Annotated in this window: 11 protein-coding genes; 6 read left to right on the forward strand and 5 right to left on the reverse strand. The window is 66.6% G+C overall.

What is annotated here, in order from left to right; genetic code table 11:
- Nucleotides 1-170: 170 nt before the first annotated feature.
- Entirely contained in the window at nucleotides 171-1,571 is a 1,401-nt protein-coding gene (locus tag ACFULT_RS14660) for a DUF349 domain-containing protein (RefSeq protein ID WP_378481782.1), read from the reverse strand.
- A 209-nt stretch (nucleotides 1,572-1,780) separates the two neighbouring features.
- On the opposite strand from ACFULT_RS14660, the gene ACFULT_RS14665 reads away from it, so the two are divergent.
- The 5 genes from ACFULT_RS14665 to ACFULT_RS14685 all read left to right on the forward strand — a co-directional run bounded on the left by ACFULT_RS14665 (nucleotide 1,781) and on the right by ACFULT_RS14685 (nucleotide 7,022).
- The gene (locus tag ACFULT_RS14665) at nucleotides 1,781-2,515 is read left to right on the forward strand and encodes a hypothetical protein (protein ID WP_378481783.1); all 735 of its coding nucleotides are present in this window, start codon (nucleotides 1,781-1,783) and stop codon (nucleotides 2,513-2,515) included.
- The gene (miaA, locus tag ACFULT_RS14670) at nucleotides 2,512-3,429 is read left to right on the forward strand and encodes a tRNA (adenosine(37)-N6)-dimethylallyltransferase MiaA (protein WP_378481784.1); all 918 of its coding nucleotides are present in this window, start codon (nucleotides 2,512-2,514) and stop codon (nucleotides 3,427-3,429) included. The genes ACFULT_RS14665 and miaA overlap by 4 nt, the downstream gene beginning before the upstream one ends.
- A 19-nt stretch (nucleotides 3,430-3,448) precedes the next feature.
- Nucleotides 3,449-4,318, forward strand: coding sequence for a diaminopimelate epimerase (dapF, locus tag ACFULT_RS14675; RefSeq protein WP_378481785.1), 870 nt, complete (start codon nucleotides 3,449-3,451; stop codon nucleotides 4,316-4,318).
- A gap of 222 nt (nucleotides 4,319-4,540) precedes the next feature.
- A complete protein-coding gene (gene hflX / locus ACFULT_RS14680; RefSeq protein WP_052059547.1) occupies nucleotides 4,541-5,989 on the forward strand; it encodes a GTPase HflX in 1,449 nt (482 codons plus the stop codon).
- Nucleotides 5,990-6,008: 19 nt separating this feature from the next.
- Nucleotides 6,009-7,022 (forward strand): hypothetical protein, encoded by a 1,014-nt coding sequence (locus ACFULT_RS14685; protein WP_378481786.1) that lies wholly within the window; start codon nucleotides 6,009-6,011, stop codon nucleotides 7,020-7,022.
- A gap of 4 nt (nucleotides 7,023-7,026) precedes the next feature.
- Here ACFULT_RS14685 and ACFULT_RS14690 read toward each other — a convergent pair whose 3' ends face one another.
- The 4 genes from ACFULT_RS14690 to ACFULT_RS14705 are packed head-to-tail and all read right to left on the reverse strand — an operon-like array spanning nucleotide 7,027 to nucleotide 11,211.
- On the reverse strand, nucleotides 7,027-7,284 hold the full coding sequence (locus ACFULT_RS14690; RefSeq protein ID WP_019664096.1) for an HPr family phosphocarrier protein: 258 nt from the start codon (nucleotides 7,282-7,284) through the stop codon (nucleotides 7,027-7,029).
- A gap of 54 nt (nucleotides 7,285-7,338) precedes the next feature.
- Nucleotides 7,339-9,420: a fructose-specific PTS transporter subunit EIIC gene (locus ACFULT_RS14695; protein WP_037112878.1), complete on the reverse strand. Its 2,082-nt coding sequence runs from the start codon at nucleotides 9,418-9,420 to the stop codon at nucleotides 7,339-7,341.
- A gap of 10 nt (nucleotides 9,421-9,430) precedes the next feature.
- Nucleotides 9,431-10,447, reverse strand: coding sequence for a 1-phosphofructokinase family hexose kinase (locus tag ACFULT_RS14700; protein ID WP_378481787.1), 1,017 nt, complete (start codon nucleotides 10,445-10,447; stop codon nucleotides 9,431-9,433).
- The gene (locus ACFULT_RS14705) at nucleotides 10,444-11,211 is read right to left on the reverse strand and encodes a DeoR/GlpR family DNA-binding transcription regulator (RefSeq protein ID WP_037112882.1); all 768 of its coding nucleotides are present in this window, start codon (nucleotides 11,209-11,211) and stop codon (nucleotides 10,444-10,446) included. Before ACFULT_RS14705 ends, ACFULT_RS14700 begins: the two co-directional genes overlap by 4 nt.
- A gap of 188 nt (nucleotides 11,212-11,399) precedes the next feature.
- Between ACFULT_RS14705 and ptsP the strand changes: the two genes are divergently transcribed.
- Nucleotides 11,400-13,109 carry a phosphoenolpyruvate--protein phosphotransferase gene (ptsP, locus tag ACFULT_RS14710; RefSeq protein ID WP_378481788.1) on the forward strand — a complete coding sequence of 570 codons (1,710 nt, stop codon included), beginning with the start codon at nucleotides 11,400-11,402 and terminating at the stop codon, nucleotides 13,107-13,109.
- Nucleotides 13,110-13,127 lie beyond the last annotated feature (18 nt).

The following is a 13,127-nucleotide window of genomic DNA, read 5'->3' on the forward strand; positions in this document are numbered from 1 at the left end:
AACCTGGGCGACAACCCACACGCGCGCCCACCCCCCCCGGCCCTACACCACACGGGCGCTAACGCCCGGTCCGGTCAGTCTGACTGACCGAACGGCGCTTTCGCTCCGGGACGGGGGTGCGCTCCGGGACGGGCGTGCGCTCCGGGACGGTGCGTGCTGTCGGGAAACGGCTAGAGCTCGCCGACCGCGCCTTCGGCGGCGTCGGCCCATTCGCGCCATTGCTGCGCCTGTTCGCGGGCGCGTTCGGCGTCCTTTTCCTTGCCCGCGGCGGATGCTTTGGCGGCCTGCTCCTCGAACTGCTCGACGCGCTCGCGGAACTGGGCGGCGCGGGCGAGCGCTTCGGGATCGGTCCGACGCCACTGCGCGTCGACGGCGTCGCGAACCGATTTCTCGATGGCGCGTAGCTTGCCTTCGAGTTCCTGCATCTTGTCTCTGGGCACTTTGCCCAGTGCGTCCCACTTCTCCTGCAAATCGCGGAGTGAGGCGCGGGCGGCGTCGAGGTCGGCGCCGGGGTCGATGCCGGCGTACTTCTGGAGCAGTTCCTCCTTGGCGACTGCGTTCGCCTCGAACTCGGCGTCACGTTCGGACGCTGCCGCGTTGCGTGCGGCGAAGAACACGTCCTGGGCCGCTTTGAAGTTCTTCCACAGTGCGTCGTCGGCGTCGCGGGGTGCGCGTCCGGCGGCTTTCCATTCGGTGAGCAGGTCCCGGAACGCTGCCGCTGTCGGGCCCCACTCGGTGGACGAGGACAGGGCTTCGGCCTGCGCAACGAGTTCTTCTTTGCGTGTTTTCGCAGCCCCGCGCTCTCGGTCCAGGTCTGCGAAGTGTGCTCCGCGGCGACGGTTGAAGTTCTCGCGAGCTTTGGAGTAGCGCTTCCACAGTGCGTCGTCGACCTTGCGGTCGACTCCGCGGATGGTCTTCCACTCGTCGAGAATTTCGCGCAGACGATCTCCTGCGTGCTTCCACTGCGTGGACTCAGTACCGATCTGTTCCGCCTCGGCGGCGAGCTCTTTCTTGCGTGCCGTGTGTGCGGCGCGCTCGGCTTCCTTCTCGTGGCGCGCAACGGCGGCGGCAGTCTCGGAGTGTTCGACGACGAGTTGCAGTCGCTCGGCGAGCGCGTCGAGGTCGCCGATGACCGCGGCGGTGGGCAGTGTCTCGGCCAGTGCTTCCGCGGCGGCCTTGGTCTTCTTCGCGTCCCCGGAACCGGCGGTGAGCCTGGCCTCGAGCAGAGCGATCTCGGTGGACAGATCGTCGTACCGGCGACCGAAATGCGCAAGACCCTCGGCCGCGTCACCGGCCTGCCACGAGCCGATCTGTCGTTCACCGTCAGCGGTCCTGACCCACGCCGTGCCGTCGTCGTCGACCCGTCCGAATTTGCTCGGATCACTCGGCGCCGCCAGGGCGGGCGTCACGGTTGTGACGTGCGTCGCCACCGGATGAGGCTTGGGGCCGCCACCAGGCTTCGGACTACCAGGCTTGGAGCCGCCGGGTTTCGGGCCGCCGGGCTTGGGGCCGCCGGGCTTGGGAGCACCGGGGGTGTTTTCCCCGCTGGTGTGGCCGTCGGTGTCGGTCATCGTTCCTCATCTCTGCCGCGCGTCACGGCTGCCTGTATCGCGCTGTATCGAGTGCTTCACCACCATCGGTCGGTATCGACCGATCGAACCATTCAAACAGGTGCGGGCGAGGTTGGTGTGCTCGTCCGGCGATTACGACGCCGAGTGTCTTCGCATGCGGTCGCTGCCGCGTCGTCCCGGTACTGCATCACCGGCTAGCGTTGGGTCCCGTGTTACGTGCCGTGGCCTTGGTGCCGTCCCCGCCCCTCCTGGTGCCCGAATTGACGGGAAGTGGTGCCGCCGACTCGATCGACGTCCGCGCGGCTGCCTGCGACGCTGCCTCCTACCTCGCATCGGTCGCTGATACCTGGGTGGCGATCGGTGTGGCCGACGTCGCTCGTCGGATCACGCACCCCGCCGCGGGGTCGTTCACGGGGTACGGCGTCGATGTGCGCGTCGATCTGTCCAACGGTGACTCCGAGTCCGATCCCACCATGCCGTTGCCTGCGCTGATCGCGGGATGGCTCCGCGGGCAGGTGTCGGCGGGGGAAGCATCGAGCGAGATCGCGGTCGACGTCGAGCTTGTGGCAGATCGTGGCGTTGCGAACGATCACCGGCGATTCGGGGCGAACCTGAGAACCGAGATCGACGGGCGGGGGACCGATTGGGGGCTGTTGGTCGTCGCCGACGGTGCGACAACATTGACTCCCAAGGCACCTGGTTCCTACGACGATCGAGCCGAGTCGGTTCAGCGTGACATCGACGACGCTCTTGCCGCAGCCGATACAGGAGCATTGACCCGGCTCGACCCCGTGCTCTGCGGCGAGGTCGGGGTCGGCGGATTGGCTGCCTGGCAAACCGCAGCCGGTGTCGTCGGTGACGACGTCGTCGATGTACGCACGCTCTACCGGGGTGCTCCGTACGGGGTCGGTTACTTCGTCGGCACCTGGACCCTCGCACGATGACCGACGTATCGAGCGAGAGCATGCGGCCGATCGCCGTGATCGGGCCGACGGCAACGGGTAAGTCCGATCTGGGTCTCGATCTTGCGGAAACGCTCGGCGGCGAGGTCGTCAACATCGATGCGATGCAGCAGTACCGCGGCATGGACATCGGCACCGCCAAGCTGGCGTTGGACGATCGTCGCGGAATTCCGCATCACCGGTTGGACGTTCTCGACGTGACCGAGACCGCGACGGTGGCGAACTATCAGAGCGCGGCGGTACGTGACGTCGAGGACATCATCGCGCGCGGCAAGATTCCCCTCATCGTGGGTGGGTCGATGATGTACGTGCAATCTCTGCTCGACGAGTGGTCCTTTCCCGCAACCGATCCCGATGTCCGCGCCAAATGGGAGAAGGTGTTGGCCGACGGAGGTACCGAGGCGGTCCACCGTGAGCTCGCGCTGAAGGATCCGGAGGCCGCGGCGTCGATCCTTGCCACGGACGGTCGGCGCATGGTGCGGGCACTCGAGGTCGTCGAGATCACCGGAGCACCGTTCGCGGCGTCGGCACCGACCATCGGCGAGCCCCGCTGGGGAACGCGCTTGCTCGGCGTCGACCGGGAGACCACCGAACTGGACGAGCGGATCGCGCGTCGTACCGATCTGATGTTCGCCGCGGGCCTCGTCGACGAGGTGCGCGCGCTGATCGACGTCGGTTTGAAGGACGGTGTCACCGCCTCGCGCGCGATCGGTTACGCGCAGGTCCTGGCGTTTCTCGACGGCACGAGCGACCTCGACCACGCACGTGAACGCACGTTCATCGGCACCCGCCGATACGTACGTCGACAGCGCTCGTGGTTCCGGCGCGACCCACGGGTGCACTGGCTCGACGGTGCGAACCCGTCCCTGCTGGCGTCCGCGCTCGAGGCGCTGTAGCGCGGATAGACTTCCGGTCATGCACTTCGCGAAAGGTCACGGAACGCAGAACGACTTCGTCGTGCTGCAGGATCCGAACGTCCAGATCGAGCTACTTCGGCCCCGGGTCGCCGCTCTGTGCGACCGTCGTCGCGGTCTCGGTGCCGACGGAGTGCTGCGCGTTGCACGGGCAGGGCAGTTGCGTGACGCAGGTGTGCTGGATCGCCTGCCTGCGGGTGTGTCCGCCGAGGACTGGTTCATGGACTACCGCAACGGTGACGGCAGCATCGCCGAGATGTGCGGCAACGGGGTGCGGGTGTTCGCCCACTACTTGCGGGCCACCGGGCTCGAGACCGAGGATCGATTCGTCGTCGGTTCACGAGCGGGAGCCAGGCCGGTCACGGTCCATCGCTTCGACGACACCACCGCCGACGTCACCGTCGAGATGGGCGACGTGCATCTGATGGGGTCGAGTGCTGCAGTACTGGGGGGCCGCCGCTTCGAGGGCATCGGTATCGACGTCGGCAACCCGCACCTCGCGTGCGTGGACCCCGATCTGGACGTCACCGCGCTCGGCGGGATGGACTTCTCGTCGGCACCCGAACTGGACGGTGACTTCTTCACCGCGGGCGCGAACGTGGAAATCCTCACCCGCCTGCAGTTCGGCCGGGTGGACATGCGCGTGTTCGAACGTGGTGTGGGGGAGACGCGCTCGTGCGGTACCGGCACGGTCGCGGCCGCGGCCGCGGCGCTGTCGTACGAAGGGCTCGACTCCGGCCAGGTCGTGGTCGGTGTACCCGGCGGCGAGGTCACCGTGTCGATCGACGATTCCGGCGCAACGCTGCGGGGCCCGTCCGTACTGCTGGCGAGCGGCGACGTCGACGACGACTGGTGGCGTCGCATCGCATGAGCCCACGACCGGGCGGGAGCGGGAAACTCGCGTGCACACGCTGGGGATTTCGTGGATCATGGATGAAGTTGGACAGACAACGAGTTGTAACAACCGGAATCGTTCGATTCCCGGACCTAAGGATTGACGGAAATAACGGATACACAGAATCACGACCACGCCGACGACTCGCAGAACGGGTTCGCCTGGACGCGTGAAGAGAGCGAAGCGTGGTCCAAGAGGATCGCGCGCTCTCCGCTTCCCGCGTCCGATCAGGGTGATGGCAGCTCCGACAGCAGACCGTCGACGGGCGACATGCAGCTCGAGGAGCGCACCGCTCTCCGGCGCGTCGCCGGGTTGTCCACGGAACTCGCGGACGTCACCGAGGTCGAGTACCGCCAGCTTCGGCTCGAACGCGTCGTCCTGGTCGGGGTGTGGACGACCGGAACCGCAGCGCAGGTGGAGAGCAGCATGGCCGAGCTCGCCGCACTCGCGGAAACAGCGGGCTCCGAAGTACTGGACGCATTGGTTCAGCGACGAGACAAGCCGGACACCGCTACGTACATCGGCTCGGGCAAAGCGCACGAACTGAGGGACGTCGTGCTGTCCACCGGCGCCGACACGGTGATCTGCGACGGTGAGCTCACACCCGCGCAGCTCAACGCACTGGAGAAAGTGGTGAAGGTCAAGGTCATCGACCGGACCGCACTGATCCTGGACATCTTCGCCCAACACGCGACATCGCGTGAAGGCAAGGCGCAGGTCGCGTTCGCGCAGATGGAATACATGCTTCCGCGTCTGCGCGGCTGGGGTGAATCGATGTCGCGTCAGGCCGGCGGCCGTGCAGGCAGCAATGGCGGTGTGGGCCTTCGCGGACCCGGTGAGACCAAGATCGAAACCGATCGCCGACGGATTCGCGAGCGCATGGCGAAGCTCCGCAGGGAGATCAAGGGCATGAAACAAGCCCGCGACACCAAACGCGAGAGCAGGCTGAAGAGCACGACCCCCAACATCGCGATCGTCGGATACACCAATGCGGGTAAGTCGTCACTGCTCAACGCGCTGACGGGTTCGGGTGTCCTGGTTCAGAACGCCTTGTTCGCCACCCTGGATCCGACATCGCGAAAGTCCACGCTGGAAGACGGGCGAGCCATCGTCCTCACCGACACGGTCGGCTTCGTCAGGCATCTCCCGACGCAGCTGGTCGAAGCATTCCGTTCGACATTGGAAGAAGTCACCGACGCCGATCTGCTTCTGCATGTCGTCGACGGGTCGGATCCGCTGCCCACGGACCAGATCAAGGCCGTGCGGGAAGTCATTGTCGACGTCGTCAAGGAACGTGACTCGACGATGCCGCCGGAGCTGATCGTCGTGAACAAGATCGATGCAGCAGATCCGGTCCAGTTGACCCAGCTTCGCGGGCTTCTGCCCGGAGCGCGGTTCGTGTCGGCTCGTACCGGCGAGGGAATCGACGAACTGCGCGATCATCTCGGTGAGATTCTGGCGTGGCCCGAAGCCGAGATCGACGTCCTCGTTCCGTACACGCGAGGCGATCTCGTCGCACGCATTCACACCGAGGGACGGATCTCCAAGTCGTCGCACGAGAGCGACGGCACTCGGGTCGAGGCGCGAGTTCCGACGGCACTGGCCTCCGTCCTGGCCGAGTTCGCGTACGAACCGGCTGCTGTCTGACATCGGCGTGCGTCCGGGTGTGCTCGCGGTAGCCGTAGCAGTGGCGGCGCTGACCGTCGGTGCCGGCGCATCGACCGCCCATGCTCGGCCGGAGGTGCGGCAGGAACCGTCGGACACCTACTGCACTCCGACCGACCCGGCACTCGAGGAGTTGTCGGGGATGACATTCGTCGACGGTGTGCTGTATGCGATCGGCGACAGCGGAACCGATCACCGGGTGGCCGTCCTGGACGACAGCTGTGCCGTGACACGGTGGCTGGACGTTCCGGTCGACCCGTACGACGTGGAGGACATGGCCTCGTACGACGGTGACCTCTGGTTGTCCGATACAGGTGACAATCAGAGCAGGCGTGACACCGTCGCGTTGACCCGGATGGATCCCGTCACCGGGCAAGGCGAGCTACACCGGTTGATCTACCCGGACGGGCCGCACGACGCGGAGGCTCTGCTGATCGAGCCCGGTGGTCGTCCTGTCGTCGTCACGAAGGAGCCGACCGGGGTGAGCGGAATCTACGTCCCCGCCGGTGGCGAATCCGTGACCGAGCTGGCGTCACCGGGGCCCACCGCTCTCACGAAGGCCGGGGAATCGACGTTCGAGCGGACCGACACGGCTGGGGGTCCGCCGTTCATCATCGGGTCGATTCTCGCGACCGGGGGAGCGGTGAGTGCCGACGGGACTGTCGCTGCCGTGCGGACGTATACCGACACCTACCTGTTCTCGGTGCCCGACGGCGACGTCGTACGAGCTCTGTCCGGTGAGCCGGAGATCGTAGCGTTACCTGCCCAGCCTCAGGGTGAGGCACTCACATTCGATTCGAACGGCAACCTGTTGATTGCCTCCGAAGCCGCAGGTGGGCCGGTTCCCCCCATCGAAGTGCTGAGCGGCGCAACAGCACTCGTCGAAACACCGACACCGGCGACGGGAGCTTCGCAGCAGCCGAGTGGCCGATGGCCGCTGGGTGCGCTCGCCGTCGCCGGTGTCCTGGCGATCGTGTCGATCTTCTACACCGTCGGGGCAGCCCGACGGCGTTGACGGGTCAGGCGTCGAGGTCGGACGCGACGAGCGCAGCCACCTTGTCCAGAGCCGCCTGGTCCTCGCTCTCGACGGTCACCTCGGTGCCCTTGGCTGCACCGAGGGTCATGATCATCAGCGCGGATCCGGCGTCCACCGGCTCCTCGCCGTCCACGGCGAGAGTGACGTCGACGCCTGCGTCGGCAACGGCCTCGGCGATGATCGCTGCGGGTCGCGCGTGCAGACCGATTGCGGATCCGACGGTGACTGTGGTGCTGGGCATGAATTGCTCCTTCTTCGTTGGGGGGTCAGGCGGTGACGATCAGGGGGGTGATGATCAAGCGGTGACGAGGTCGGGGTCGATGGCCGCTTCCGAGGGGGCGTTCTTGCCCTTGGCGAACTGCTTGGCGGCGATCACGAGCACGGCGGCGACGATCGTGCCGACTGCGAGGGCGAGCAGGAACCACAGGATGCCACCGACGGCGAAGAACACGAAGATGCCGCCGTGCGGAGCACTGAGGGTGACGTCCATCGCCATGATGAGCGCACCGGTCACTGCGCCGCCCGCCATCATCGACGGAATCACGCGAAGTGGGTCGGCGGCCGCGAACGGAATCGCACCTTCGGAAATGAACGCTGCACCGAGGAACCATGCGGCCTTGCCGTTCTCGCGTTCGGCTTCGGTGAAGATCTTCGGGCGCACGGCCGACGCGAGTGCCAGAGCGAGCGGCGGCACCATACCGGCGGCCATCACGGCAGCCATGATGCGCAGCGATGCGGTGTCGGTGACCGACAGGCCTGCAGTGGCGAACGCGTACGCGGCCTTGTTGACCGGGCCGCCGAGGTCGAAGCACATCATCAAGCCGAGGATGATGCCGAGGATGATGATGGAGCTACCGGACAGGCCGTTGAGCCAGTTGGTCAATCCGCTGGTGATGGCGGCGAGCGGCTTCCCGAGCACGAGGAACATGATGCCGCCGACGATCAGAGTCGCGAACAGCGGAATGATGACGACCGGCATCAAGCCACGAAGCAGAGCCGGGATCTTCCACCTGCTGATCCACAGCGCGACGAAACCGGCGATCAGACCGCCGACGAGGCCACCGATGAAGCCTGCACCCACCAGGACGGCCACGGCGCCAGCCGTGAAACCTGGCGCAAGACCGGGCCTGTCGGCAATGGCGTACGAGATGTAACCGGCCAATGCAGGAACCAGGAAGCTGAAGGACAGCGCGCCGATCTGGAAGAGGACAGCTCCGAGGTAGATCTTCAGCCCACCGTCGGGCAACGCGGTGAGCGAGTTGTTGACGACGATGTCCTCGGCACTCTCGGAGATGGTGTATCCACCGAGCAGGAAGCCGAGTGCGATCAGGAGTCCGCCCGCTGCGACGAACGGGATCATGTAGCTGACACCGGTCAGCAGGATCTGCCGAATGCGCGTGCCCCATCCCAGTTCGCCCGCGCCGGAGGACGCGGTGCCTGGATCGGCTGCCGTCCCGGAGACACGGGCGGCGTTCGGATCGTTCGATGCGCGCAGAGCTTCGGTGACCATCACGTCGGGCTCGTTGATGGCGCGTTTGACCCCGGACGAGATGACAGGCTTGCCGGCGAAGCGCTCCTTGCCCTTGACACCGACGTCGGTGGCGAAGATGACTGCTTCTGCGCTCGCGATCAGTGCTGGGTCGAGCGGCGTGCTTCCGCTCGACCCCTGAGTCTCGACGTGCACCGTGACGCCCGCGCGATCACCGGCGGCGACGAGTGAATCCGCGGCCATGTAGGTGTGGGCGATGCCCGTGGGGCACGCAGTCACGGCGACGATGTGCTTGGGATTTTCCGCCGCGGAGGACGGGGCCTCGGGTGCGGAGTGCTTGGCCGTGCTGACTGCGGCCCCGGCTGTGGTGGCCGCAGCAGCAGGGACAGCTGCCGACTTCGGTGCCGTGGCCTTGGGTGCGGGGTTGATGACACCGTCGACGAGAGCGACGACGTCCGCGGCCGTCGGAGCTTCGCGCAACGATGTCACGAACTCGGGCTTGACCAGCGCCCGAGCCAGGCTGGAGAGCAGCTTCATGTGTGCCGAACCCGCACCGGCCGGCGCCGCGATGAGGAAGACCAGATCGGCCGGGCCGTCGGGCGCACCGAAATCGACCTTGGGGTTCAGACGCGCGAATCCGAGCGACGCCGTCGTGACCGCCTCGGCGCGGCAGTGGGGGATGGCGATGCCGCCCGGCAATCCGGTCGCCGACTGCGCTTCGCGGGCCAGCGCGGCGTCGCGGAGCGGTTCGGCATCGGTGGCGCGCCCGGCGTCGGCGAGAAGGGTCGAAAGCCGTGCGATGACAGCGTCTTTCGATTCACCGAGGTCCGCGTCGAGGACTATGAGGTCCTCCGCGATGATCGCGGGATCGTTGGTGGGTGTGGACATGACGTCGCTCCTACGAGGTGAGGGTCTTCGAGCTGGGGGAGGGCTGTGGGTTGTGTGAATTCGGTGACTGCACGGCTTCGACGGTCACCGAGTCGGGACGAGTCTGTTCGGGGGTGGGAAGGGTGGTGCCGGGCAGAGCCGTCGCTGCGGTGCCGTACGCCACGGCTCGACGGATCAGGTCGGCGGGTGGGCATCGCTCTATGTCGGCGAGGATGTAGCCGGCAAGGGACGAATCTCCCGCGCCGACGGTGCTGATCGCGTCGATCTTCGGTGGCGAGGCGAACCACGCACCCTCCTGGGTCACCAGGACCGCTCCCGCGCTGCCCAAGGTGGCGAGCACCGCACCGACGCCACGCTGCAACAGGATTCGACTCGCGTCGATCGCCGCAGTCGGATCCCCCGCAGCTGCCGCACGCTCGAGGTTCTCGGCATCCGCTCCGGTGAGCTGCGCGAGCTCCTCCGAGTTGGGCTTGATCAGGTCCGGCGCGGAACGGGGGAACGACGCCGCGAGCGCGAGAAGCGGTGCATCCGACGTGTCCACGGCAACCTTGCACGCCGTCGTGGACTTCAGTGCCGCCACGAGTTCCCCGTACCAGCCGACAGGTATGCCGGGGGGAAGAGATCCCGACAAAGCCACCCAGGTTGCATCTCGTCCCAGGTCGACGACCGTCTCGAACAGTTCAGTCCTGGCTGCCTCGGACAACTCCGCGCCCGGCTCGTTGATCTTGGTGGTGACGCCACCGGGCTCGCTGACGGTGATGTTCGTCCGAGCGAGCGCGCCCGTCGGGACGGCGCAGTAGCGGACCCCCTTGTCGGACAGAGCCTCGAGCAGAGGGTCGTGCTCGGATGCAGGAAGCACCGCCATGGCCTGCACGCCGGAGGCGGTGAGAACCCTGGCCACGTTGACGCCTTTGCCTCCCGGGTCGCTCACCGACGCTCGTGCACGATGCACGCCACCGCGCACGAGCTCGGTATCCAACACCACCGTTCGGTCGATACTCGGATTGGCGGTCAGTGTGACGATCATGCGATCACCACCTCGATTCCGTTGTCGGTCAAACTCTTACGGTCGGAGACCGCGATCTGGGCGTCCGTCACCACGACATCGATGTTCTCGAGTCGGGCGAAGCTGACCAGATGCTCGCGGCCGATCTTGGAAGAATCGGCAAGTACGACCACATGATTGGCGGAGCGCACCATTGCTCGTTTCACGGCGGCCTCGTCGCTGTCCGGGGTCGACAGCCCGTGTCCGAGACTGAGTGCGTTCGTACCGATGAACGCCACGTCCACCCGCAGCCACTCCAGCGATGTCAGTGCTTCCTCGCCGACGGCCGCCTGTGTCGCACCTCGAACTCGGCCGCCCAGCATCCGAAGGCTGATTCCGGACAGGGGTGCAACTCTCGCTGCAATCGGAACGGAGTTGGTGACCAGGGTGAGCTCGCGGTCGGGGCCGATCAACGCGGCCAATCGACCCGTTGTGGTTCCGGCGTCCAGCACGACGCTGCCACCCGAACCCGGGAAGTACTCGACCGCAGCGGCAGCGATCGCATCCTTCTGTTCGGCTCGCGTGTATTCACGTTCACCGACGCCGGGCTCGGTGACCGTCAGGGCCGACGCGGGCACCGCACCGCCGTGCACGCGCCGAACCACACCGAGGCGATCCAGCATCGCCAGGTCCCGGCGAACGGTCTCCGTGGTGACCCCGAACGAGGTGGACAGATCGGCCACCGAGACACGTCCACGACTGGTGATCAGTTCTGCAATCGATTGTTGACGTTCCTCTGCGTACATCTGTTCCTCCTCTCCGTCGTGCGTGCGGGCTGCGCTCTGGCCCAATTACGTGTTGGTTTATGTTGTTTTACGCCCGTATCTGTTGACATGTCAAGAGCAAAGAGTAATCTGAGTCACAACAAGTCGATCACAGCGGATGCGGACACATGCCCACTTCGCCGCGCGCACTTTTCGTTCAAGGAGGACACATGACGGGATCGCACCTCGCCGAGAACCAGGAGACCGGAGCATCACTGGCCGGTTCGGCGGTTCTGACCGGCACGCCCGTCGTACCCGGAGTCGGTTACGGCCCGGTGATCAGGCCCGGCGGTCGGCCGGACGTGCCCGTCGACGACACGGTGTTGGACGAGCACGCACGCGGGCCCGAGCTCGAGAAGTTCCGTGAGGCGACGTCAGTGGTGGCAGGTCGGCTTCGGGGCCGCGCAGAGTTGGCCACCGGAGCGGCGTCGGAGGTGCTCTCGGCCAATGCAGCCATGGCTCAGGACCGCGGTTGGCTGAAGGCTGCCGAGAAGCACATCGCTGCCGGAGCGTCCGCGACGTCGGCGACCAATGCCGCGACCGAACAATTCGTAACGATGTTCACCAAGCTCGGCGGCCTGATGGCCGAGCGCGTCACCGACCTGCGTGACGTCCGGGATCGGGTCGTCGCGCAGATACTCGGATCGCCGGAACCGGGTGTTCCGGCCCCGACGGTTCCGTCCATCCTTCTCGCCGACGACTTGGCGCCCGCCGACACGGCCGGTCTGGACCCGAACTTCGTCGTCGGGCTCGCGACGTCACTCGGCGGACCCACCAGTCACACTGCGATCATCGCCCGTCAGCTCGGAATCCCCTGTGTCGTAGCGGTGTCCGGTCTCGATGACGTGGCGGAAGGGACGCCCGTGGTGGTCGACGGTATCGCCGGCAGCATCGTGCTCGAACCGGACCCGGCTCTGGCCACGCAGGCTGTGTCCGACGCGCGCGCAGAACTGGATCGGGTGTCACAGTGGGCCGGGCCGGGTTCGACATCCGACGGGCATCTCGTGGACATCCTCGCCAACGTCCAGGACGGTGCCGGTGCCCGCGCCGCTCGCCTGACCGCGGCCGAAGGCATCGGTCTGTTCCGCACCGAATTGTGCTTCCTGGACCGCGACGCGGAGCCGACGGCAGAGGAGCAGGCAGAGATCTACAGCGAGGTTCTCGACGCCTTCGCCGGGCGCAAGGTAGTCGTCAGGACCCTGGATGCGGGTTCGGACAAGCCGTTGCGTTTCGCGAATCACGCGGACGAGGCCAACCCTGCCCTCGGAATTCGCGGTATTCGAATCGCCGCGCAGGACAGGGGAATTCTGCTTCGCCAGCTCGACGGAATCGCCGCCGCCGCGACCGCGACGGGGTCGACGCCGTGGGTGATGGCCCCGATGATCGCGACCGCGGCCGAGGCCGAAGCGTTCGCGGAGGACGTGCGGGCACGCGGGTTGAAGCCCGGTGTGATGATCGAGATTCCCGCCGCGGCGTTGATGGCCGAGCACATTCTCGAACACGTCGACTTCCTGTCGATCGGAACCAACGATCTCGCTCAGTACACGATGGCTGCAGACCGGATGTCTCCGCAGCTGGCCGACCTCACCGATCCGTGGCAGCCGGCGGTCATCGCGCTCGTCGCCCACACGGCGAAGGCGGGCGCGGCAGCGGGCAAGCCCGTCGGGGTATGCGGTGAGGCGGCGGCAGACCCACTGCTGGCGTGTGTGTTGGTGGGTCTGGGGGTCACCTCGCTGTCCGCGGCGTCTGCCGCCGTGGCGCACGTCGGGGCGAAATTGTCCTCCGTCACGCTCAACCAGTGCCGCGCCGCTGCCGACGCCGCCCTGAAGACGGACAGCTCGACCGCGGCTCGTGCAGCGGTCACCGCGCTTCTGGCGTGAATGCCCTCTAGGATTCAC

Source organism: Rhodococcus sp. NPDC057297 (assembly GCF_042667435.1).
In the GTDB taxonomy this organism is placed as follows: Bacteria; Actinomycetota; Actinomycetes; order Mycobacteriales; family Mycobacteriaceae; genus Rhodococcoides.